A 19,782-nucleotide genomic window follows, 5' to 3' on the forward strand; every position below is an offset into this window, starting at 1 on the left:
GGCTCTTACAGCCCAGAAAACCCCAGTCTCATAAAGACTGGGGTTTTTTGCTTTGCAGGTACCGAAATTGCGTCAACAGCAATAGGCGCTAATCAGCACCAAGGGTGACACGGTCTAGTCGAGGGGGCTGTGCCTCATCGGGCTGCAAGACGCGCGCATACCTAAGCTACTCGGGTCGTTGAGATCAGCGCCGACGAGTTGGGACAGACCCATTCCCTCCCATCGAACACAGAGTGAACCGATCGGGAGAACCTCAGAACCTCGCGAGAGGCGGAGTTCATTCCTATGGCGCGTGCAATTTGCCGCTTCCCCCGTGTCGATGCATCGCCTGCATCAGACAGGCAGCCGCCGACCTTGCTCAAACACTAGCAGTTCGCCTATTCCGAAGGCGGTCCACGTTTCGTTTGTGGTGAGAGGACTGGTCACGATCACTGCCACCTGGTCGTTCTCGCCAGTTTCCTTCGAAAAATCCAGCTGAAGGTCTTCGTCACTCAGATGCGCGGCGCCAAAGGGGTGACGGCGCTCTATGTAGTGCAGATGGGTGGAGGCATGTGCCCACAAGGCCTGGCCATTGGAGAGCAGGAAGTTGAATGTGCCGTGGGGCGCTATGCGCGCAGCGAGTTCTTTGAGCGTTAGCGTCAGCTCTGGGATAGAAGGCACGCTGGCATGCGATTTGACCAACTCTTGCATGATCCAGCAAAACGCGTGTTCGCTATCGGTATCTCCTACGGGTCGGAAATGCGAATGCAGGCGAGGGCGGAAATCTTTCAGATCCCCGTTGTGGGCAAAGACCCAGTAGCGACCCCACAGCTCCCGCACGAACGGGTGGCAATTCTGCAGGCTCACCATGCCCTGGGTGGCTTTGCGGATGTGGGCGATGACGTTCCGGCTCTTGATGGGGTAGCGGCGAATGAGTTCGGCCACTGGAGAGTCCACGGCTGCCAGATGGTCTACGAAATGCCGGAGCCCTTTGTCCTCAAAAAACGCGATGCCCCAGCCGTCGGTATGGTGGTCGGTTTTTCCGCCGCGTTGCGCAAAACCTGTGAAGCTAAAGGTCACATCCGTGGGCACATTGCAGTTCATGCCGAGCAGTTGGCACATAGCGGAGGTCCGTTTCTTTGATTTTTTGAAAGGCTTGATGGGGTACTGCGTGCTTCTGCCTTCAAGCATCAGCACAAGGTATTCCCGCCGTCACGTCAATCTGGCTGCCGCTCGCGCAACTGCCAGGCTGCTACCAGCGCCAGACCGCACAGAAAAGTCAGCATCAAAAAGGTTTCACCGAACGCTGCAATGCGCGCCGGGTTGCTGGCCCCGGCAGTCAACGAGGTGCCATGCGCGCCGAGTCGCCATTCAAGCACGATACCGCACAGGCTCACCCCGGCGGCACCGCCCAGCATGCGCAAGAAACCAATGGCGCTAGAGCCTTGCGAGATCAGCGACTTGTCCAGCGGGCGCATGGAGCCAAGATTCAGGGACGGCAGAATGAAGCCGAGTCCGATGCGTCCAAGGATCGCAAAAGCGACCAGCATCCACAGCGATGAGCCAAGGCCCACAAACACCATCAGCCCGAACGACAAGGCCAGCAAACCCAGACCGGTGCTGACCAGCAAATGGGTCGGTTGCCGGTCCGCGAGGCGGCCCACCACGGCGATGGTGGCGGCCAATACAAACCCTGCTGGCAGCATGAGGGTGCCCACGTGCGACGCCGACAGCTCCAGCCCCAGTTGCATGAATACCGGCAACAGGTAGGTAGAGCCGAACAAGGCCGTGCCATAGATGAACGCCACCACACTGCCCATGGCGAACTGGCGGTATTGAAAGAGGCGCAGGTCCATGAGCGGCTTGCGCCCCGTGCGCAGCAGCCTGCGCTGCCAGGCAATGAAACACGCGACGGCGACCACCGCACCGATCAGCAGGCCCGCCGCCTCGACGTGAGAGCCACCATGCAGCGATACCAGCCCGTTCAGCAGGCACAGCGTTCCGACCGTGCCCAGCAGAAGGCCTCGCCAGTCCAGCGCCTGGCCTTGCCGGTTGGCCTCGACCCCTCCGGGGGCGGTGACCGGCACAAACTTGTAGGCCAGCCAGAGTGAGGCCAGGCACAGCGGCACCACCATGAAAAAGATGGAGCGCCAGCCAAACCAATCCACCAGCAAACCGCCCATGCTTGGGCCAATGGCCGGGGCCAGCACGACGCCCATGCCGAAGATGCCGCTCGCGCGCCCCTGCTCATGGGGCTGGAAGGCATACAGGATGATGACGGCCGGGATGGGCTGCACGACACCGGCTGCCAGTCCCTCGGCGACGCGTGCAGCCAGCACCAGACCGAAGTCGCGCGCCAGGCCACCACCCACACCCCCAACGAGCAGCAGCAACATCGCGCCCACATAGGTCGCGCGGTAACCGTAGCGAGACAACAGCCAGGGGGTGGTGAGCATGGACACGGTGGTGGCCACCATGAAGCCGGACGTGACCCACTGGGCGCGCTCCTGGCCTAGCGCGAAGTAATGGCTCATGTCCGGGATTGCCACGTTGACGATGGTGGAGGACATGATGGAGGCCATGGTGCCGACCATGACAGACAGCAGCAGCAGCCACCGGTAGCGCTCGCCATAGCGCTCGCGCAATACAGCCAAAGACCCCGAGGTGGTGCTCATGAAGCGATCAAATGGTGAAGCAACACCACGGGGTCAATGAGGACGGGGCGCATCACTCAGGACGTGCGCTCCAGCCACAGCTTGCCGCCAGTGGCCCAGTTTTCGCGCTTCACATCGGTGATCAGGATGTCCACCGACTCGGGCGAGCCCCCAAGGATCTCGACGGATACACGGGTAATCTCTTCCACCAGCTTCTTCTTCTGCTCGACCGTGCGGCCTTCCATCATTTCGATGTGGTACGTGGGCATGTCTTGTTCCTTCGCGCGCTGTGAAGACAGCGAAAAGCCCAAATCATATCGGCGAAGGCGGGTTGCGGGCGGCGGAGGGTTGCTGCGCGTCTGGCGTCGGCGAACCACATGTCGCGCAGATACAGACCTTGCCGCGTGCTTCCTGTGGCAAAGCGGCCAAGGCCGCAGGGTTGATGGCCTGCGTCATGCACCAGCAGCTTTCTGCTGGGCGACCCGCTGCGATGGCGCATTCATTGGACTGCCCACACAGCGGGCAGACAGAAGAGGAGAAAGGAGTGGAGAGGGCTGCTGGCATGGGGAGGAGCGCGTGGGCGCCTGTGCCAGTGTACGGCGCGGCGCTGTCCGCGCGGCCGCTACGTCCCATCTAGGTCAATGAGGCGAGCTACAGTGCCGCCCAAACAAAAATAGCCGCTAGCGCATATATTGATTGCACCAGCAGCTATCAAAAATGGAGCAGGCGACGCCACGAACATGGCGCCGCCTGCCATCGGGAATCAGGCTGCTTGCGCTGCCTTCAGCTTTAGGCGCCAGGCGTGCAGCAGTGGCTCGGTGTAGCCGCTAGGCTGCTCCATGCCCTTGAAGACCAGGTCGCACGCCGCCTTGTAAGCCATGCTGGTGTCAAAGTGGCCGGCCATGGGGCGGTACAACGGGTCACCCGCGTTTTGCTGGTCCACCACGGCGGCCATGCGCTCAAAGGTCTCGCGCACTTGCGCTTCCGTCACCACTCCGTGGTGCAGCCAGTTGGCCATGTGCTGGCTGCTAATGCGCAGCGTGGCGCGGTCTTCCATCAGGCCCACGTTGTGGATGTCGGGCACCTTGGAGCAGCCCACGCCCTGGTCCACCCAGCGCACCACATAGCCCAGGATGCCTTGGGCGTTGTTGTCCAGCTCCTGCTGCTTTTCGGCGTCGCTCCAGTTGGGAGCGGCGGCCACCGGCACGGTGAGCAGGCCGGTCAGCAGGTTATCGCGCTCGGCGTTCACGTCGGTCTTTTCCAGCTCGATCTGGATGTCGCTCACCTTCACTTGGTGGTAGTGCAGGGCGTGCAGGGTGGCGCCGGTGGGGCTGGGCACCCAGGCGGTGTTGGCACCGGCCTTGGGGTGGGCGATCTTCTGCTTGAGCATCTCGGCCATCAGGTCGGGCATGGCCCACATGCCCTTGCCGATCTGGGCCTTGCCACGCAGGCCACAGCTCAGGCCCACCAGCACGTTGTTCTTCTCGTACGACTGAATCCACGCGCTGGTCTTCATGTCGCCCTTGCGCACCATGGGGCCGGCGTGCATGGCGGTGTGCATTTCGTCGCCCGTGCGGTCCAGGAAGCCGGTGTTGATGAACGCCACGCGGCTCGATGCGGCGGCGATGCAGGCCTTGAGGTTGACGGACGTGCGGCGCTCTTCGTCCATGATGCCCAGCTTGACGGTGCTGTCGGGCAGGCCCAGCAGCTTCTCGACGCGGCCAAACAGCTCGGCAGCAAAGCCCACTTCGGCGGGGCCGTGCATCTTGGGTTTGACGATGTAGACGCTGCCCTTGCGGCTGTTGCGGATGCCGTTCGCGCCATGGCCTTGCAGGTCGTGCAGCGCAATCGCCGTGGTCACCACTGCGTCCATGATGCCTTCAGGAATCTCACGCACCTGGCCCTGGGCGTCCTTCCACAGGATGGCCGGGTTGGTCATCAGGTGGCCCACATTGCGCAGGAACATCAGCGAACGGCCATGCAGGCGCACTTCACCGCCTTGGGGGCCGGTGTAGATGCGATCGGGGTTCAGGCCGCGCGTAAAGGTCTTGCCGCCCTTGGCGACCTGCTCGGTCAGCGTGGCCTGGATGATGCCCAGCCAGTTGCTGTAGCCCAGCACCTTGTCCTCGGCGTCCACGGCGGCCACGGAGTCTTCCAGATCGAGAATCGTGGACAGGGCTGCTTCCAGCACCAGGTCGCTCACGCCCGCGGCATCGGACTGGCCGATGGGCGTGCTGCGATCGATCTGGATGTCCAGATGCAGGCCGTTGTGCTGCAGCAGCACCGACGACGGTGCGGCGGCATTGCCCTGGTAACCCTTGAATTGCGACGCGTCCTTGAGGCCCGTGGTGCTGCCGTTGGCGAGCGACACGACCAACTGGCCGCCTTCTACACGATAGCCGGTGGAGTCCTTGTGCGAGCCCGAGGCCAGGGGCGCCGTGTCATCCAACACCTGGCGTGCAAACGCGATCACCTTGGCGCCGCGCACGGGGTTGTAGCCCTTGCCCTTTTCGGCGCCGTCAGTCTCGGGGATCGCATCCGTGCCATACAGCGCGTCATACAGGCTCCCCCAACGCGCGTTGGCGGCGTTGAGTGCATAGCGGGCATTCAGGATGGGCACCACCAGCTGGGGGCCAGCCTGCGTGGCCAGCTCGTCGTCCACGTTGGCGGTGGTGGCCTTCACATCGGCAGGCTGGGGCACCAGGTAGCCGATCTTTTCCAGAAAGCCTCGGTAAGCCACCATGTCCTTGATGGGGCCGGGGTTGGCCTTGTGCCAGGTGTCCAGCTCGGTCTGCAGGCGGTCGCGCTCGGCCAGCAGGGCGATGTTGCGCGGGGCCAGGTCCGACACGATGGCGTCAAAGCCCTTCCAGAAGGCGGCGGCATCCACCCCCGTGCCGGGCAGCACCTTGTCTTCGACAAAGCGGTACAGGGAGGTGGCCACTTGCAGGCCGTGAACTTGGGTGCGATCGGTCATGGGGTGCCTAGAGAAGAGTGGTGGAAACGGGAATCAATGAAAAACGGTGCCCGCAGCAGCAGGCCATGGGCACACTGTATTGCAAATGTTTGTCCACATAAATACGCTGAAAATCTCTAAACCAGTGACTTTTACGCAAAACTGGTGACAGTCCGTAGTCACCCTGAATGGTGCTTTCGCCCGTTACCCACTACGCTGCGCGCACAACAAACCCACCGGGAGACAAACCCATGCAGGCACCCCTGGACGCCAGCGCGCTCAACGCGGCCCACAAGAACAAGATCGTGAGCGCCGCCGACGCGGTGCAGCTCATCCACGACGGCGACACCGTGGCCACGGGCGGATTTGTGGGCATCGGCTTTGCCGAGAGCATTGCGGTGGCGCTGGCCCAGCGCTGGGAAACGACCCAAACCCCGCGCGACCTCACGCTGGTCTACGCCGCAGGCCAGGGCGACGGCAAGCAGCGCGGCCTCAACCACCTGGGCCACGCGGGCCTGCTCAAGCGCGTGATCGGCGGGCACTGGAGTCTGGTGCCCCGCATCCAGAAGCTGGCGGTGGACAACCAGATCGAGGCCTGGAACCTGCCGCAGGGCGTGATCACGCACTTGTTCCGCGACATCGCTGCGGGCAAGCCCGGCACGCTCACGCGCGTGGGCCTGGACACCTTTGTGGACCCGCGCCACGGCGGTGGCAAGCTCAATGCGCGCACCACCGAAGACCTGGTGCGCATCCTGCCCATCGACGGGCAGGACTACCTGTTCTACAAGGCCTTTCCGATCCACGTGGGCATCATCCGCGCGACCACGGCCGACGCCGACGGCAACCTCACCATGGAGCGCGAGGCGCTCACGCTCGAAGCGCTGGCCATCGCCATGGCCGCGCGCAACTCGGGCGGCGTGGTCATCGCCCAGGTCGAGCGCATCGCCGAGCGCGGCACGCTCAACCCCCGGCAGGTGAAGGTGCCCGGAGTGCTGGTGGACGCTGTGGTGCTGGCCACCGAGCCCGCGCACCACCACCAGACCTTTGCCGAGCCCTACAGCGCCGCGTTTGCGGGCGAGCTGCGCGTGCCCATGGACACGCTGGAGGCCATGCCGCTCACCGAGCGCAAGATCATCGCCCGCCGTGCGGCGCTGGAGCTGCGCCCGCACCAGGTGGTCAACCTGGGCATCGGCATGCCCGAGGGCGTGGCCAACGTAGCGGCTGAAGAGCGCATCATCGATCTCGTCACGCTCACGGCCGAGCCCGGCGTGATCGGCGGCATCCCCGCCGGCGGCCTGAACTTCGGCGCGGCCGTGAACCCGCAGGCCATCATCGACCAGCCCAACCAGTTCGACTTCTACGACGGCGGTGGTCTCGATATCGTCATCCTGGGCCTGGCGCAGGCCGACCAGCACGGTAACCTCAACGTGAGCAAGTTTGGCCCGCGCCTGGCGGGTGCGGGCGGCTTCATCAACATCAGCCAGAACGCCAAGACCGTGGTGTTTGTCGGCACCTTCACCGCTGGCGCGCTGCAGGTCGAGGCGGTGGACGGCCACCTGCACATCCTGCACGAAGGCGGCGCGCGCAAGCTAGTGCGTGAGGTCGAGCACCGCACCTTCAGCGGCGCCGAGGCGCTCAAGCGCGGCCAGCGCGTGCTGTATGTGACGGAGCGCTGCGTGTTCCGCCTGGTGCCCTCGGGCGATGCGGAGGGCGGCGGCGCGCTGGAGCTCATCGAGCTGGCGCCGGGCATCGACCTGCAGCGCGACGTGCTCGCCCACATGGCGTTCACGCCGCGCATCAGCCCCGGCCTGCAGACCATGGACCTGCGCCTGTTCGAGCCCCGCCCGCTGGGCCTGCGAGAGCAGCTGCTTAACCGCCCGCTGGTGCAGCGCTTTGAGCTGGACGCCGCGCGCCAGCTGCTGCACATCGACTTCTCGGGCCTGCAGATCAATACCGCCAGCACCATCGACGCCATCGAGCAGGAGGTGCGCCGCCTGCTCGCACCGCTGGCCGCACAGGGCGAGCGCGTGGGCGTGATCGTGAACTACGACCACTTCACCATCGCCCCCGACCTGGCCGACGCCTACACCGTCATGGTGCAGGGCCTCACGCGCGACCTTTACACCGAGGTCAAGCGCTATGGCACCGTGGGGTTCCTCAAGTCGCGCCTGGTGTAACGTGGGGTGTGATGCTGGTTTACTATCATTTATGTAGCTGCTCAGGCACTTTGCACTAGCGCAAGCGGCCTGTTTGGCTTCAAAATCGATCACAGGCCGCGCCCGGGTCCGCCACCAGGCCCTTTGCCGCTTTATCCCCATAATCAGCGCCCATGGACAAACTCAAGGCCTTCGAATCGTTTGTGTCGGTGGCAACGCGCGGCAGCCTCACCGCTGCGGCCAAGGCCGAGGGCGTGGCCCCGGCCATCATGGGCCGGCGGCTCGATGCGCTGGAAGAACACCTGGGCGTGAAGCTGCTGGTGCGCACCACGCGCCGCATCAGCCTGACGCACGAAGGCAGCGCGTTTCTGGAAGACTGCCAGCGCCTGCTGTCCGACGTGGCGAATGCCGAGGCCAGCGTGTCCGAAGGCGGCGTCAAGGCCACGGGCCATTTGCGCATCACCGCGCCCGCCGGTTTTGGCCGCCGCCATGTGGCGCCGCTAGTGCCGCGTTTTCGCACGGCGCACCCCGATGTCACGATTTCGCTCAACCTCAGCGACCGCGTGGTGGACCTGGCGGGCGAGGGCTATGACTGTGCCGTGCGCGTGGGCGACCTGCCCGACTCGTCGCTGGTCAGCGTGCGCATTGCCGACAACCGCCGCCTGTGTGTGGCCACACCCGCCTACCTGCAGCGCCACGGCACGCCGCGCCACCCCAGCGAGCTGGTGCAACACGACTGCCTCACGCTGTCGAGCGAGGCCTCGCAAACACGGGGCTGGGCGTTCCGCATGCCGGTCGAAGGCGGTGGCACCGAGGTCATCCACCTCAAGCCCGGCGGCCCGCTCGATTGCTCGGACGGGCAGGTGCTGCACGACTGGTGCCTGGCGGGCTACGGCATCGCTTGGCGCAGCACCTGGGAGGTGGAGTCCGAGATCGCCGCGGGCCGACTGGTGGAGGTGCTGCACGACTTTGCCGCGCCGCCCAACGGCATCTATGTGGTGTTCCCGCAGCGCAAGCACATGCCGCTGCGGGTGCGCCTGTGGATCGAGCACCTCAAGCACCAGTACGCACAGCCCGCGTTCTGGAAAGGCCCGCAGGCCGGCGGCTGATGGCCCCCGTGGCAGACTGCACACACTCCATGTCCACCGCGCCCACGCTCCTCGTCGCTGACGACCACCCGCTGTTCCGTGCGGCCGTGCTGCACGTGCTGCGCGAGCGGCTGCCCCAGTTCCGCACGCTGGAGGCCGCCAGCGCCGCCACGCTGGGCCAGGCGCTGCAGGACCACCCCGAGGTCGAACTGGTGCTGCTGGACCTGAGCATGCCCGGCACACGCGGCTTCTCGGCGCTGCTGCATGTCCGCGGCGAATACCCCGAGCTGCCCGTGGTCATCATCTCGTCCAACGACCACCCCCGCGTCATCCGCCGTGCCCAGCAGTTTGGCGCTGCCGGCTTCATCCCCAAGTCCGCCCCCGCTGACGCCATGGGCGACGCCATCCAGTCCGTGCTGGACGGAGGCAGCTGGTTCCCTCCCATGGCGGCCGAACGCTCTGAGGCCGATGCGGAGCTGGCCGCGCGGCTGGCGCAGCTCACGCCCCAGCAGTTCCGCGTGCTGCTCTGCCTGGCCGATGGTTTGCTCAACAAACAGATCGCGGCCACGCTGGGCCTGGCCGAGAACACCGTCAAGGTCCATGTCACCGCCATCCTGAAAAAGCTGGAGTGCTACAGCCGCACGCAGGCGGCGGTGCTGGTGAAGAGCCTGGAGACAGAGTCCACCGCGTGAGCGGCCGGGCGTGTTTGCGCCAAGTGCGTGGCGCAGATCCGAATCGATGGCGTGCTACAGCGGAAGGAACGTGTACACGGAGTCGAACGGGTAGCTGCCGTTGGTGCGCTCCGAATGGACGTGCAAGCCGTCCTCCTTCAGCACTCCGTTCATCTTGAACGCGCCGAACGAGGCTTTGAGCCGTGCGCTGAACGCGTTGTCGCCAGGTTTGTAGGTGCCCTTGACGATGAAGGAGTCGCCAGTGCCAAAGCTCTCCATCGCAGCGCGGGCCTGGAAGCGGCCCCCGGTGCTTTGCCAGAAGATCTTTCCGTCGGCCGTGAAGCACAGGTAGGTCCAGCCCTTCTCACGCTTCGTCTCGTAAACGCCGTCAAAGCGCAAGCCAGATGGGCATTGGACGGGGGCGCCGGGTTCCGGGGTGGCCAACGACGGCGCCCGAGCTTCGCTGCCATTGGCGAGGTACAGCACATGGCCTTCCGGGTCGAAGATGTGCACGCCATGGGCCTGGGCCATGGCGCGCAGCTGCTGCAGCCGGTCGGTGTTGAACTCGCGCAGCTCGAACGCCATGGCGAGCACCGGCCCTGTGGGCGGGTTGTTGTCAAAGCCTTCGTACCAGATGGCGCTTCCGGTGCCGTCTGTCGGCCAGGTTTGCAATAGATGTTCAAAGAAGGCCGCGATGCGCGCAGTGGGGGGCTTTTTGCTGTCCTGCCATTTCTCCACAAAGTCTGCCGCCGCATCTGCGCTTTTGACACGCGGTGCATCCATCGCATACAGAATCGCTTCGCTCATCTTTCCGTCCTCCGCTTCGGTGTGGGGGGTGGCCGTCCTGCAGTGTCTGCGTGGCGCGGGCGGCACCTCGGGTGTTCTGGTGGCAAGGTACTTTACGAGAGCCTGCGCTGCTTTGGGCGCTGTCTTGGTCTTTTGCCAGCCGGCTTGCCTGTCTGCACGCGACAGGGCTTACTTTCTATTGCTTTCCCCCAGCCGCAGCAATGTCTGGCTCATCAACGCCCGCAGCGCCGGGGAGCGCACCGGCTTGGCCAGAAAGCCCCAGCCGCGCTCGGCCGCCTGGCGGCGCAGGGTGGCGTCACGTTCGGCGGTGACCAGGATCACAGCGGGTGTCTGGCCCCAGCGCTGGCACAGCTGCGCGAACACTTCGGGGCCGTGGAGGCCCGCCCCCAGGTGAACGTCCAGCAGCACCAGCTGCGGTGCCTGGCCGGGCTGGGCGGCTGCCAGGGCCTCGCGTGCGCCAGCGGCCAGCGGCACCGTGCAGCCCCAGCGCTGCAGCAGGGCCTGCGTGGCAGCGCAGGTGGGGCCGTCGTCGTCAATGACCCAGGCGCTGCTGCCTTGCAGAGGCGCGTCGTCACTGGGCTGTAGCGTGGTGGCGGGGGGCGCAGCCTGCTGTGCGGCGGCGGGGTTGCCCAGCGGCACACACACCCAGAACACGCTGCCGCGCCCCAGTTGCGAGCGCAAGCCGATCTCGTGCCCCAGCAGGCGGCCCAGGCGTTCGACGATGGCAAGGCCCAGGCCCGCGCCCCGGTCGTCCGCGCGGCCTTCGTCCAGGCGGCGGAATTCTTCAAAAATCTCGCGTTGCAAGGCTTCGGGGATGCCGGGGCCCTGGTCGTGCACCTCGATGCGCAGGTGGTCGCCCATCCTGCGGCAGCCCACCACAATGCGCCCGCGCCGGCTGTAGCGGATGGCGTTGGAGACAAAGTTCTGCAGGATGCGGCGCAGCAGGTTTTCATCGGTGCGCACCACAGCGCGGGTGGGCACGCAGCGCAGCTTTAACCCCTGGCTTTCGGCCAGCACGCCGAAGTTGTGGCCCAGCACCTGCAGCAGCGGGCCCAGCGCCACGTCGTGGATGTGCACGTCGAACTGGCCCGATTCCATGCGCGAGATGTCGAGCAGGCTGTTGAGGATGGCGTCCTGCGCGGCCAGGGCGCCGTCGATGCTGTCCACGGCGTGCCGTTCGGCGTCGCCCGGCAGGTGGCTGCGCAAGAGCGAGGTGAACATGCGCGCGGCGTTCAGGGGCTGCAGCAGGTCGTGCACAGCCGCGGCCACAAAGCGGGTTTTGGAGCGGTTGGCCTGCTCGGCCTCGCGCCGCGCAGCGTCCAGGTCGCGGGTGCGGTCGGCCACGCGCTGCTCCAGGGCATCGGCCAACGATCGCAGCTCGCGCGCGGCGTTTTTGTAGCTGGTGATGTCGGCGTAGCTGGTCACAAAGCCGCCCTCGGGCAGGGGGTTGCCCCGGATCTCCAGCACCGTGCCGTCTTCCTTGGCGCTTTCGTGCAGGTGCGGGGTGCCGCTGCGCAGGTGGGCCAGGCGGCGTTCGATGGCTTCTTCCACCGGGCCCGGGCCCAGCAGGCCCCGGCGTGCGTTGTGGCGCATCAGGTCTTCGATGGGGCGGCCCACCTGCATCAGGTCGGCGGGGTAGCGAAACAGCTGCACGTAGCGCGAGTTCCAGGCCACCAGCTTCAGGTCGGCGTCGATGATGACCACGCCTTGGGGCAGGTGCTCCAGGCTGCGGGAGAGGCCCATGTCTGCTTGCTGGGCGGCCTGCACGATGCCGTCCTGCGCGGTGCGCAACTCCTGCGCGTGTTGTTGCAGCACGGTCTCCAGCTCCTGGCGGCTGCGCTGGCGCAGGCGGGCCAGGCGCTGGCGCTGGCGCACAAACAGCACCAGCAGCGACAGGGCCAGCCAGCCGCCGCCCCCGGCTGCGGCCGCCCAGCGGCTGTCGGCAATGCTGCTGTGCGTGGTGTGCACCAGGTGCAGTTGCCAGGGCGTGCCGGGCAGGGGCTGGGTCAGCCACAGCATGCGGCCGGGTGGGGCGGGCATGTCGGCGGAAGGCTGCACGCGCATCAGCCGCCCACCGTTGTCCAGGTGGTCGTCCACCCGATAGTCGAGCGGGCGCAGGGGCTGGTCGGAGTATTGCCGCGTGGCGTTCAGCTCGCGGCGCTCTTCGTCGTCCAGCGGCTCCAGCAGGCGGTAGCGCCAGGCGTCCTGGCTGGCCAGAAAAACCACGCCATGTGCGTCCGACGCCAGCACGATGTCGGGGGTCTGCAGCCATTCGCGCTCCAGCTCCTGCAGCGCGATCTTGATGGCCACCAGCCCCAGGATGTGGCCGCTGTCGTCGCGGATGGCCTGCGACAGGAAGTAGCCCGGCTCGCCCGTGGTCACGCCAATGCCGTAGAAGCTGCCGCGCCCCTGGGCCAGCGCCTGCTGCACATAGGGGCGAAAGCTGTAGTCCACACCCACATTGCTGGTGGCCGTGCGCCAGTTGCTCGCTGCCACGGCCAGGCCGTCGCGGTTGAGCAGGGTGAGGGTGGACGACTGGCTGGCGCCGTTGGCCTGCTCCAGCTTGCGGTTGAGCTGCGCCACCTCGTCCGGGCTCAGGGGGCGGCGCAGGGCGTCCTGCAGTTGCGCGTCCAGGGTCAGCACCTCGGGCAAGGTGCGGTAGCGGTCGATGCGCTGGGCCAGCGTCTGGCCGTACAGGGCCAGCTGGCGCTGCACGCTGTCGCTTTCGTCCAGCAAGGACCGGTGCCAGGCCCACTGGCCGGCGACAAACATGCTGGCCGCTGTGCCTGCAAGCAGGAGGAGCAGCGTCCAGAACTGGCGAAGGCGGGGCGTGGGCATGGAAAAACGGAGTTCTGAAACCAGTCTGGTGCAGGTGGGGAGTGTGCCGTACCGGTTCCAGGGGGCTCCAGGGGCTAGGTGGTTACCCTTATGGTGCGCCGATGCTCTCCTCTGGGGCGTCGGGCGACTAATACCAATAGGTTATCGGCTGAAACAAAGTGCAGCGGTACAAACGGCACCCTGACAGCGCGCCGGTGCACTCCGGAGGTGCAGTCACAAGACTCCAGGAGACCCGTTCCATGCACAACCATTCCGCTCCCGCAGCCTCGACCTTGAAGCTGCCTTTTTATCGGCAACTGTACTTCCAGGTGGTGTTCGCCATCGTGCTGGGCGTGCTGCTGGGTCATTTTGAGCCGTCCTATGGCGAGGCGCTCAAGCCGCTGGGCGACGCGTTCATCAAGCTGGTCAAGATGATCATCGCCCCGGTGATCTTTCTGACCATCGTCACCGGCATCGCGGGCATGTCGCAGCTCTCCACCGTGGGCCGCGTGTTCGGCAAGGCCATGGCGTACTTTTTGTTCTTCTCCACGCTGGCCCTGGTGGTGGGCCTGGTGGTGGCCAATGTGGTGCAGCCCGGCGCAGGCATGAACATCAACGTGGCCGACCTGGACCAGACGGCGGTGAAGGGCTACGTGGCCAAGTCGCACGAGATGACGCTCACGGGCTTTGCCATGGACATCATCCCCAAGACGCTGGTGAGCCCGTTTGTGGGCGACAACATCCTGCAGGTGCTGCTGGTGGCCGTGCTGTTCGGCATTGGCCTGGCCATGGTGGGTGAGGCAGGCCGCCCGGTGCTGAACTTTCTGGACGCGCTGACGACGCCTGTGTTCAAGGTGGTGGGCATCGTGATGAAGGCCGCGCCTCTGGGTGCGTTTGGTGCCATGGCGTTCACCATTGGCAAGTTTGGCCTGGGCTCGCTGGTCAACCTAGCGTGGCTGGTGGGCTCGTTCTATGTCACCTCGCTGCTGTTTGTGGTGGTGATCCTGGGCTTGGTGGCGCGCCTGTGTGGCTTCTCGGTGTTCAAGCTGATCCGCTACCTCAAGGCCGAGCTGATGCTGGTGCTGGGCACTTCGTCGTCCGAATCCGCCCTGCCATCGCTGATGGAAAAGATGGAAAAGGCGGGTTGCAGCAAGTCGGTGGTGGGCCTCGTGGTGCCCACGGGCTACTCGTTCAACCTGGACGGCACCAACATCTACATGACGCTGGCCGCACTGTTCATTGCCCAGGCGACGAACACCGAACTGACGCTGGGCCACCAGGTGGCGCTGTTGCTGGTGGCGATGCTGTCGTCCAAGGGCGCGGCGGGCGTGACGGGCGCGGGCTTCATCACATTGGCCGCCACCCTGGCCGTGGTGCCCGAAGTGCCGGTGGCCGGCATGGCGCTGATTCTGGGCGTGGACCGCTTCATGAGCGAATGCCGATCGCTGACCAACTTCATCGGCAATGCCGTGGCCACAGTGGTCGTGTCCCGCTGGGAAAACGCGCTGGACCAGGACCGCTTGGACGCGGCGATGAACGGCCATCCGCTGCCGCTCGCGGTGTCTGCGGCCTCAGCCCCTGTGGTGCCGGCGGATGTGCCTGTGGCGACGGTGGCGCGCACCGTGGCTTGATGGCGGGTACTTGCTGAATCAGCGCTGCCAGCGGCGCGGGCTTTCGTGCCCGCGCCGCTTCTTTTTGGAGCGGTCAGGCCCGCGCCATCGCGCACAATGGTGGCTCTGCCGGATGGCACTGTGAGCGCTTGGCGCAGCGCAGGGGCCTCGGGCGCTACAAGGAATCTGCACCATGACCCTCGAAGCCATCCTGGCCGCCTTTCACCTTCTGGCCATCCTGACCTTTGTGGTTTTTTTATCCAGCCAGGCGGCGCTGTGCCGTATCGAGTGGCTCAATGCTGCCGTGGTCGAGCGCCTGGCCCGCTTGGATGTGATCTACGGTGTGGCCGGGGCCGTGATGATTGGCAGCGGCCTGGCCCGGTTGATCTGGGGCGTGAAGGGCGCCTCGTGGTACCTGTCGCAGCCCCTGTTTCACATCAAGATCACCCTGGTGCTGGCCATGGTCGTGCTGTCGTTTGTGCCTTCGGCTGCGTTTCGCCGCTGGCGCCAGAACCTGCGCAGCACTGGCGCCCTGCCGCCCGCCGCAGAAGTCGCGCGGGTGCGCCGTCTGGTGATGATCCAGTCGCATGTGCTGCCCGTGGTGGCCGTGATCGCGGTGTTCTGGGCGCGCGGCTGGTAAGCGCAAACACCCCCCCATAAAAAAGCCCGCCTGGCTGGATGCCGGCGGGCTTTTGCTTATCGAGCCCGGTGAGGGTGCACCGGGTGTGAACTTACTTCACTTCTTCAGGCACTCGCTCATGAAGGCCTTGCGCTCATCGCCCTTGAGCGTCTTGGCCTTGGCGTCGGCGTTGCAGGTTTTCATCTTGTCCTGCTGGGTGGCGGGCTTGTTGCTCAGGCAGGTCTTCATGAAGGCCTTGCGCTCGTCGCCCTTCATGTCTCCAGCGTCCTTGTTGCAGGTCGCCATCTTCGATTGCTGTTTGGTGGGGGCCTTGGCGTCTTCGGCGGCGTGAGCACCCGCACCCAGTGTGAGGGCCAGGCCGAGTGCAGTCAGGGAAAGAAGCTTTTTCATGGAATCTCCTGGTGTGAATGCGTTATGGGGGGTCCCGACGGCATTGCACCATAGAACATGGCGTGCGACAACGCGCACAAGTCATGACAACCTTGTGCGGGGCTTGGTGGCCGCTGCCGCGTGAAAGGCTTTCAGTGTCGTCTGGATCTGCCGGGGGTCGTGCGCCAGCCCGCCGAGGGCAAACACCACATCCCCCCGTTGCTGCCAGCGTTTGAGTGTCTTGATGATCACGCCCAGCGCAGAGTCCTTGTGGCCAGGTCGCAACTTGACCAGGATCACGCCTTCGTAGTTGTCCAGGTGCACACGTTCCATGGCCTCCCAGGGCACGGTGTGCGGGTCGTCCTGGCGCAGGTCGGTGATGCCGGTGGCATCAATGACGATTGCCGGGTCTTGCTCCCGGTAGGCCTCCAGGGCAGACCGGCCCAGGGTTCCGCCCACGCAGAATGTGACCAACGCGGCACACAGGCAGAGGGCCGTGAACAGCCGGTCGTTCGATGCCAGAGCCCCATAGAGCGAGAACGCCAGGCATATCGCCATCAGCAGCACAAAAGGCACCTGAAACACCAGGGTCCAGCGGCGCCGGTAGAGCAGGATGGGTTGGGGCGGCATGTGCAATCTCCCGTTGAAAGGGCACAGCGACTTATTGTGCCTTTGGCTGCGGGACGCTACCCCGGCGGTGCGTCTGGCGCCCCGCCGCTGGCGGGCCCGTAAAATCCGCCGATGCTCACAGCCAAAAATGAATTGCTCGCTGCGCTCGCAGCCGAGCTGGAAAACCTGTCCCCCGGCGCTGGCGCCAAGGCAGCCTTTGAATCCCCCAAGGTGGCGGCCCATGGCGACTTTGCCTGTACTGCGGCCATGCAGCTGGCCAAGCCGCTCAAGCTCAACCCGCGCGCCTTGGGCGAGCAGCTCAAGGCTGCGCTCGAAGCCACGCCTGCTTTTCAACGCTGGGTGTCCGCCATTGAAATTGCGGGTCCGGGCTTTCTGAACATCCGCCTGCAACCTGCCGCCAAGCAACAAGTGGTGCGTGAGGTGCTGACGGCCGGTGAACGTTTCGGCTATCAGGCCAGCAACGGCCAGCAGGTGCTGGTCGAGTTCGTGTCGGCCAACCCCACGGGCCCGCTGCATGTGGGCCACGGCCGTCAGGCCGCGCTGGGCGATGCGATTTGCAATCTGTTCAGCACCCAGGGCTGGAAGGTGCACCGCGAGTTCTATTACAACGACGCGGGCGTGCAGATCGACACCCTGACCAAAAGCACGCAGCTGCGCGCCAAAGGCTTTAAGCCCGGCGACGAGTGCTGGCCCACCGACAGCGAGAACCCGCTGGCCAAGAACTTCTACAACGGCGACTACATCGCCGACATTGCCGAGGCCTTCAAGGCCAAGGCCACCGTGAAGGCCGATGACCGCGAGTTCACCGCCAATGGCGACGTGGACGACTATGACAACATCCGCCAATTTGCGGTGGCCTACCTGCGCAACGAGCAGGACAAGGACCTGCAGGCGTTCAACCTCCAGTTCGACGAGTACTACCTGGAGTCCAGCCTGTACACCAGCGGCCGCGTCGAGGCCACGGTGAACAAGCTCATCGCCAACGGCAAAACCTACGAGCAGGACGGCGCGCTGTGGCTCAAGAGCACCGACTACGGCGATGACAAGGACCGCGTCATGCGCAAGCAGGACGGCACCTACACCTACTTTGTGCCCGACGTGGCGTACCACATCGCCAAGTGGGAGCGTGGCTTCACCAAGGTCGTCAACATCCAGGGCACGGACCACCATGGCACCATCGCCCGCGTGCGCGCCGGCCTGCAGGCGGCCGATGTGGGCATCCCCAAGGGCTACCCCGACTACGTGCTGCACACGATGGTGCGCGTGGTCAAGGGCGGTGAAGAGGTCAAGATCAGCAAGCGGGCGGGCAGCTATGTCACGCTGCGTGATTTGATCGAGTGGACCAGCAAGGACGCGGTGCGTTTCTTCCTGCTCAGCCGCAAGCCCGACACCGAGTACACCTTTGACGTAGACCTGGCTGTGGCGCAGAACAACGACAACCCGGTGTACTACGTGCAGTACGCGCATGCGCGCATCCAGTCGGTGCTGCGCGCTGCTTTGGCTCATGCCCGTGGTGACACCCCGGAAGTGACTGGTGGGCAGCTTGAAAAGCTATCCAATGCGGATGCGCTGAATGAAGTCGGTGGGCAGGTCAGCGATTCGTCCCTAGCCAACGTGTGCGATTTGCTGGACCTCAGTGCTGCCGATCTTTCTCCACTTGAAGGCCCCCAGGCCCAGGCCCTGATGCTGCAACTGGCCAAGTACCCCGAGATGCTCACGGCCGCTGCCGAGGGCGAGGCGCCGCACGATGTGACCTTTTACCTGCGCGATCTGGCCGCCAGCTACCACAGCTATTACGATGCCGAGCGCATCCTGGTGGACGACGAGGTGGTGAAGAAGGCGCGCCTGGCGCTGGTCGCTGCCACCGCCCAGGTATTGCACAATGGCCTGGCGGTGCTGGGCGTGTCGGCCCCGGCCAGAATGTAAGCAGTTACTACCAATATGAAAAAGCAACAGACGGGCGGGACCATTGTCGGCTTCATCGTCGGGGTCATCGTGGGCCTGGGCGCGGCGCTGGCCGTGGCCGTGTACGTGACCAAGGTGCCGGTGCCGTTCCTGAACAAGGGCAACGGCCGCGGCGCGGACATGGACGCTGCGGAGTCCCAGAAGAACAAGAACTGGGACCCGAACTCGCCGCTGTATGGCAAGAACCCGGCCCGCCCCGCGGCGCCCCCGGTGGCCGCGGCTGCGTCAGCCCCTGCATCGGCACCGGCGCCCGAGGTGCGCGCCGCCGCATCGGCCGCCAAGCCTGCCGCGAGCAAGCCAGACGCCAAAGCCGAGGCCAAGGCAGAGAGCAAGCCGGGCGCAGACCCGCTGGGCGACTTGGCCGTGGCCAAGGCAGCCGCCAAGGGCAGCGTGGACCCGTTTGACTACTTTGTGCAGGCTGGTGCCTTCCGCACCCAGGCCGACGCCGACGCCCAGCGCGCCAAGCTGGCCATGCTGGGCTGGGAGGCCCGGGTGAGCGAGCGTGAGCAAAATGGCCGGGCGGTGTTCCGGGTGCGCATCGGCCCCTTCACCAAACGGGACGATGCCGAGGTGCTCAAAGAGAAACTCGACGGCGCCGGGCTGGAATCGGCGCTCGTGCGCGTGCAGCGCTGAAGCGCTTGCAAAAACGGCGCCACCGCCAGGGCTGAACTTTTTGTAAAGGGATGTCTCACATCCCGCATACCTGAACCAGGAGAGTCTTTGTCATGAAACGCCGTGAGTTTTCTTTGTCCGCCGCCTCGGCGGTTGCCGCTTCTGCCCTGACGCTGCCAGTGGCCAACCCTGCCATGGCGCAAGCCCGCCAGTTCAAGGAGGGCAAGGACTTCAAGCGGCTGGACAAGCCCGTCGCCCCAGACGCCCCCGCTGGCAAGGTCGATGTGATCGAGTTCTTCTGGTACAGCTGCCCCCACTGCAACGCCTTCGAGCCCACGCTGGACGCCTGGGTCAAGGCCGCGCCCAAGGACCTCTCCATCCGCCGTGTGCCCGTGGCATTCAACGCCAGCTTCGTGCCCCAGCAAAAGCTGTTCTATACGCTTGAAGGCATGGGCAAGCTCGAAGCCCTGCACGCCAAGGTCTTCCGTGCCATCCACGTGGAAAAGGCCAAGCTCGCCAAGGACGACGAAATCCTGGCCTGGGTGACCCAGCAGGGCGTGGATGCGGCCAAGTTCAAGGAGGTCTACGGCTCCTTCAGCGTGGCCAACCAGGTGCGTCGCGCCTCGCAGCTGCAAGATTCGTACGGTGTTGAGGGCGTGCCTTCCATGGGTGTGGCGGGCAAGTACTACACCGACGGCACGATGGCCGGCAGCATGCAGACCGTGTTGCAGGTGGTCGAATACCTGGCGGCCACGGCACGCAAAGCCTGACGATCTGCCGACCCTGTCGGCAAGTTGTCCGAAAGGCCCGCGGATGCGGGCTTTTTTTCGG

General features: G+C 65.2%; 17 protein-coding genes. 8 read left to right on the top strand and 9 right to left on the bottom strand.

Annotation, left to right across the window (positions count from 1 at the left end; all coding sequences use genetic code 11):
• Nucleotides 1-333 precede the first annotated feature (333 nt).
• From ACODSU_RS18970 to ACODSU_RS18990, 5 genes are all read right to left on the bottom strand, one after another.
• On the bottom strand, nucleotides 334-1,101 hold the full coding sequence (locus ACODSU_RS18970; protein ID WP_488844092.1) for a class II glutamine amidotransferase: 768 nt from the start codon (nucleotides 1,099-1,101) through the stop codon (nucleotides 334-336).
• 95 nt (nucleotides 1,102-1,196) lie between these two features.
• On the bottom strand, nucleotides 1,197-2,654 hold the full coding sequence (locus ACODSU_RS18975; protein WP_488843948.1) for a DHA2 family efflux MFS transporter permease subunit: 1,458 nt from the start codon (nucleotides 2,652-2,654) through the stop codon (nucleotides 1,197-1,199).
• A 56-nt stretch (nucleotides 2,655-2,710) separates the two neighbouring features.
• Complete coding sequence (locus tag ACODSU_RS18980) at nucleotides 2,711-2,902, bottom strand: 4-oxalocrotonate tautomerase (RefSeq protein WP_015016108.1); 192 nt, start codon at nucleotides 2,900-2,902, stop codon at nucleotides 2,711-2,713.
• Nucleotides 2,903-2,945: 43 nt separating this feature from the next.
• Complete coding sequence (locus ACODSU_RS18985; RefSeq protein ID WP_488843950.1) at nucleotides 2,946-3,266, bottom strand: cysteine-rich CWC family protein; 321 nt, start codon at nucleotides 3,264-3,266, stop codon at nucleotides 2,946-2,948.
• Nucleotides 3,267-3,396: 130 nt separating this feature from the next.
• Entirely contained in the window at nucleotides 3,397-5,607 is a 2,211-nt protein-coding gene (locus ACODSU_RS18990; RefSeq protein ID WP_488843952.1) for a malate synthase G, read from the bottom strand.
• A 230-nt stretch (nucleotides 5,608-5,837) separates the two neighbouring features.
• Between ACODSU_RS18990 and ACODSU_RS18995 the strand changes: the two genes are divergently transcribed.
• The 3 genes from ACODSU_RS18995 to ACODSU_RS19005 all read left to right on the top strand — a co-directional run bounded on the left by ACODSU_RS18995 (nucleotide 5,838) and on the right by ACODSU_RS19005 (nucleotide 9,522).
• Nucleotides 5,838-7,763, top strand: coding sequence for an acyl CoA:acetate/3-ketoacid CoA transferase (locus tag ACODSU_RS18995; RefSeq protein ID WP_488843954.1), 1,926 nt, complete (start codon nucleotides 5,838-5,840; stop codon nucleotides 7,761-7,763).
• A 152-nt stretch (nucleotides 7,764-7,915) separates the two neighbouring features.
• Nucleotides 7,916-8,851: a LysR family transcriptional regulator gene (locus tag ACODSU_RS19000; protein ID WP_488843956.1), complete on the top strand. Its 936-nt coding sequence runs from the start codon at nucleotides 7,916-7,918 to the stop codon at nucleotides 8,849-8,851.
• A gap of 29 nt (nucleotides 8,852-8,880) precedes the next feature.
• Nucleotides 8,881-9,522: a LuxR C-terminal-related transcriptional regulator gene (locus tag ACODSU_RS19005; protein ID WP_488843958.1), complete on the top strand. Its 642-nt coding sequence runs from the start codon at nucleotides 8,881-8,883 to the stop codon at nucleotides 9,520-9,522.
• Between the two features lie 54 nt (nucleotides 9,523-9,576).
• On the opposite strand, the gene ACODSU_RS19010 is transcribed toward ACODSU_RS19005, so the two are convergent.
• Both ACODSU_RS19010 and ACODSU_RS19015 read right to left on the bottom strand, forming a co-directional pair.
• Entirely contained in the window at nucleotides 9,577-10,308 is a 732-nt protein-coding gene (locus ACODSU_RS19010) for a hypothetical protein (RefSeq protein ID WP_488843960.1), read from the bottom strand.
• Between the two features lie 168 nt (nucleotides 10,309-10,476).
• Nucleotides 10,477-13,146 carry a hybrid sensor histidine kinase/response regulator gene (locus ACODSU_RS19015; protein ID WP_488843962.1) on the bottom strand — a complete coding sequence of 890 codons (2,670 nt, stop codon included), beginning with the start codon at nucleotides 13,144-13,146 and terminating at the stop codon, nucleotides 10,477-10,479.
• Nucleotides 13,147-13,385: 239 nt separating this feature from the next.
• Between ACODSU_RS19015 and ACODSU_RS19020 the strand changes: the two genes are divergently transcribed.
• Both ACODSU_RS19020 and ACODSU_RS19025 read left to right on the top strand, forming a co-directional pair.
• Nucleotides 13,386-14,756, top strand: a complete 1,371-nt coding sequence (locus ACODSU_RS19020; protein WP_291444437.1) for a dicarboxylate/amino acid:cation symporter — start codon at nucleotides 13,386-13,388, stop codon at nucleotides 14,754-14,756.
• A gap of 172 nt (nucleotides 14,757-14,928) precedes the next feature.
• Complete coding sequence (locus ACODSU_RS19025) at nucleotides 14,929-15,375, top strand: DUF2214 family protein (protein ID WP_015016099.1); 447 nt, start codon at nucleotides 14,929-14,931, stop codon at nucleotides 15,373-15,375.
• A gap of 96 nt (nucleotides 15,376-15,471) precedes the next feature.
• On the opposite strand, the gene ACODSU_RS19030 is transcribed toward ACODSU_RS19025, so the two are convergent.
• The gene (locus ACODSU_RS19030; RefSeq protein ID WP_015016098.1) at nucleotides 15,472-15,765 is read right to left on the bottom strand and encodes a PsiF family protein; all 294 of its coding nucleotides are present in this window, start codon (nucleotides 15,763-15,765) and stop codon (nucleotides 15,472-15,474) included.
• 81 nt (nucleotides 15,766-15,846) lie between these two features.
• Nucleotides 15,847-16,374, bottom strand: a complete 528-nt coding sequence (locus tag ACODSU_RS19035) for a hypothetical protein (RefSeq protein WP_488843965.1) — start codon at nucleotides 16,372-16,374, stop codon at nucleotides 15,847-15,849.
• A gap of 111 nt (nucleotides 16,375-16,485) precedes the next feature.
• On the opposite strand from ACODSU_RS19035, the gene argS reads away from it, so the two are divergent.
• The 3 genes from argS (at nucleotide 16,486) to ACODSU_RS19050 (ending at nucleotide 19,721) form a co-directional block, all read left to right on the top strand.
• On the top strand, nucleotides 16,486-18,300 hold the full coding sequence (gene argS / locus ACODSU_RS19040; protein WP_488843967.1) for an arginine--tRNA ligase: 1,815 nt from the start codon (nucleotides 16,486-16,488) through the stop codon (nucleotides 18,298-18,300).
• 15 nt (nucleotides 18,301-18,315) lie between these two features.
• Nucleotides 18,316-18,972 carry an SPOR domain-containing protein gene (locus tag ACODSU_RS19045; protein ID WP_015016095.1) on the top strand — a complete coding sequence of 219 codons (657 nt, stop codon included), beginning with the start codon at nucleotides 18,316-18,318 and terminating at the stop codon, nucleotides 18,970-18,972.
• A gap of 92 nt (nucleotides 18,973-19,064) precedes the next feature.
• On the top strand, nucleotides 19,065-19,721 hold the full coding sequence (locus ACODSU_RS19050) for a thiol:disulfide interchange protein DsbA/DsbL (RefSeq protein ID WP_488843969.1): 657 nt from the start codon (nucleotides 19,065-19,067) through the stop codon (nucleotides 19,719-19,721).
• Nucleotides 19,722-19,782 lie beyond the last annotated feature (61 nt).

The sequence above is a fragment of the Acidovorax sp. FG48 genome, assembly GCF_057809085.1.

Coding starts and splice junctions, on each gene's coding strand:
- ACODSU_RS19000 (WP_488843956.1), top strand. CDS start 7,916: ATGGACAAACTCAAGGCCTTCGAATCGTTTGTGTCGGTGGCAACGCGC.
- ACODSU_RS19020 (WP_291444437.1), top strand. CDS start 13,386: ATGCACAACCATTCCGCTCCCGCAGCCTCGACCTTGAAGCTGCCTTTT.
- ACODSU_RS18970 (WP_488844092.1), bottom strand. CDS start 1,101: ATGTGCCAACTGCTCGGCATGAACTGCAATGTGCCCACGGATGTGACC.
- ACODSU_RS18985 (WP_488843950.1), bottom strand. CDS start 3,266: ATGGGACGTAGCGGCCGCGCGGACAGCGCCGCGCCGTACACTGGCACA.
- ACODSU_RS19035 (WP_488843965.1), bottom strand. CDS start 16,374: ATGCCGCCCCAACCCATCCTGCTCTACCGGCGCCGCTGGACCCTGGTG.
- ACODSU_RS18995 (WP_488843954.1), top strand. CDS start 5,838: ATGCAGGCACCCCTGGACGCCAGCGCGCTCAACGCGGCCCACAAGAAC.
- ACODSU_RS18975 (WP_488843948.1), bottom strand. CDS start 2,654: ATGAGCACCACCTCGGGGTCTTTGGCTGTATTGCGCGAGCGCTATGGC.
- ACODSU_RS18990 (WP_488843952.1), bottom strand. CDS start 5,607: ATGACCGATCGCACCCAAGTTCACGGCCTGCAAGTGGCCACCTCCCTG.
- ACODSU_RS19050 (WP_488843969.1), top strand. CDS start 19,065: ATGAAACGCCGTGAGTTTTCTTTGTCCGCCGCCTCGGCGGTTGCCGCT.
- ACODSU_RS19005 (WP_488843958.1), top strand. CDS start 8,881: ATGTCCACCGCGCCCACGCTCCTCGTCGCTGACGACCACCCGCTGTTC.
- ACODSU_RS19025 (WP_015016099.1), top strand. CDS start 14,929: ATGACCCTCGAAGCCATCCTGGCCGCCTTTCACCTTCTGGCCATCCTG.
- ACODSU_RS19045 (WP_015016095.1), top strand. CDS start 18,316: ATGAAAAAGCAACAGACGGGCGGGACCATTGTCGGCTTCATCGTCGGG.
- ACODSU_RS19010 (WP_488843960.1), bottom strand. CDS start 10,308: ATGAGCGAAGCGATTCTGTATGCGATGGATGCACCGCGTGTCAAAAGC.
- ACODSU_RS18980 (WP_015016108.1), bottom strand. CDS start 2,902: ATGCCCACGTACCACATCGAAATGATGGAAGGCCGCACGGTCGAGCAG.
- ACODSU_RS19015 (WP_488843962.1), bottom strand. CDS start 13,146: ATGCCCACGCCCCGCCTTCGCCAGTTCTGGACGCTGCTCCTCCTGCTT.
- argS (WP_488843967.1), top strand. CDS start 16,486: ATGCTCACAGCCAAAAATGAATTGCTCGCTGCGCTCGCAGCCGAGCTG.
- ACODSU_RS19030 (WP_015016098.1), bottom strand. CDS start 15,765: ATGAAAAAGCTTCTTTCCCTGACTGCACTCGGCCTGGCCCTCACACTG.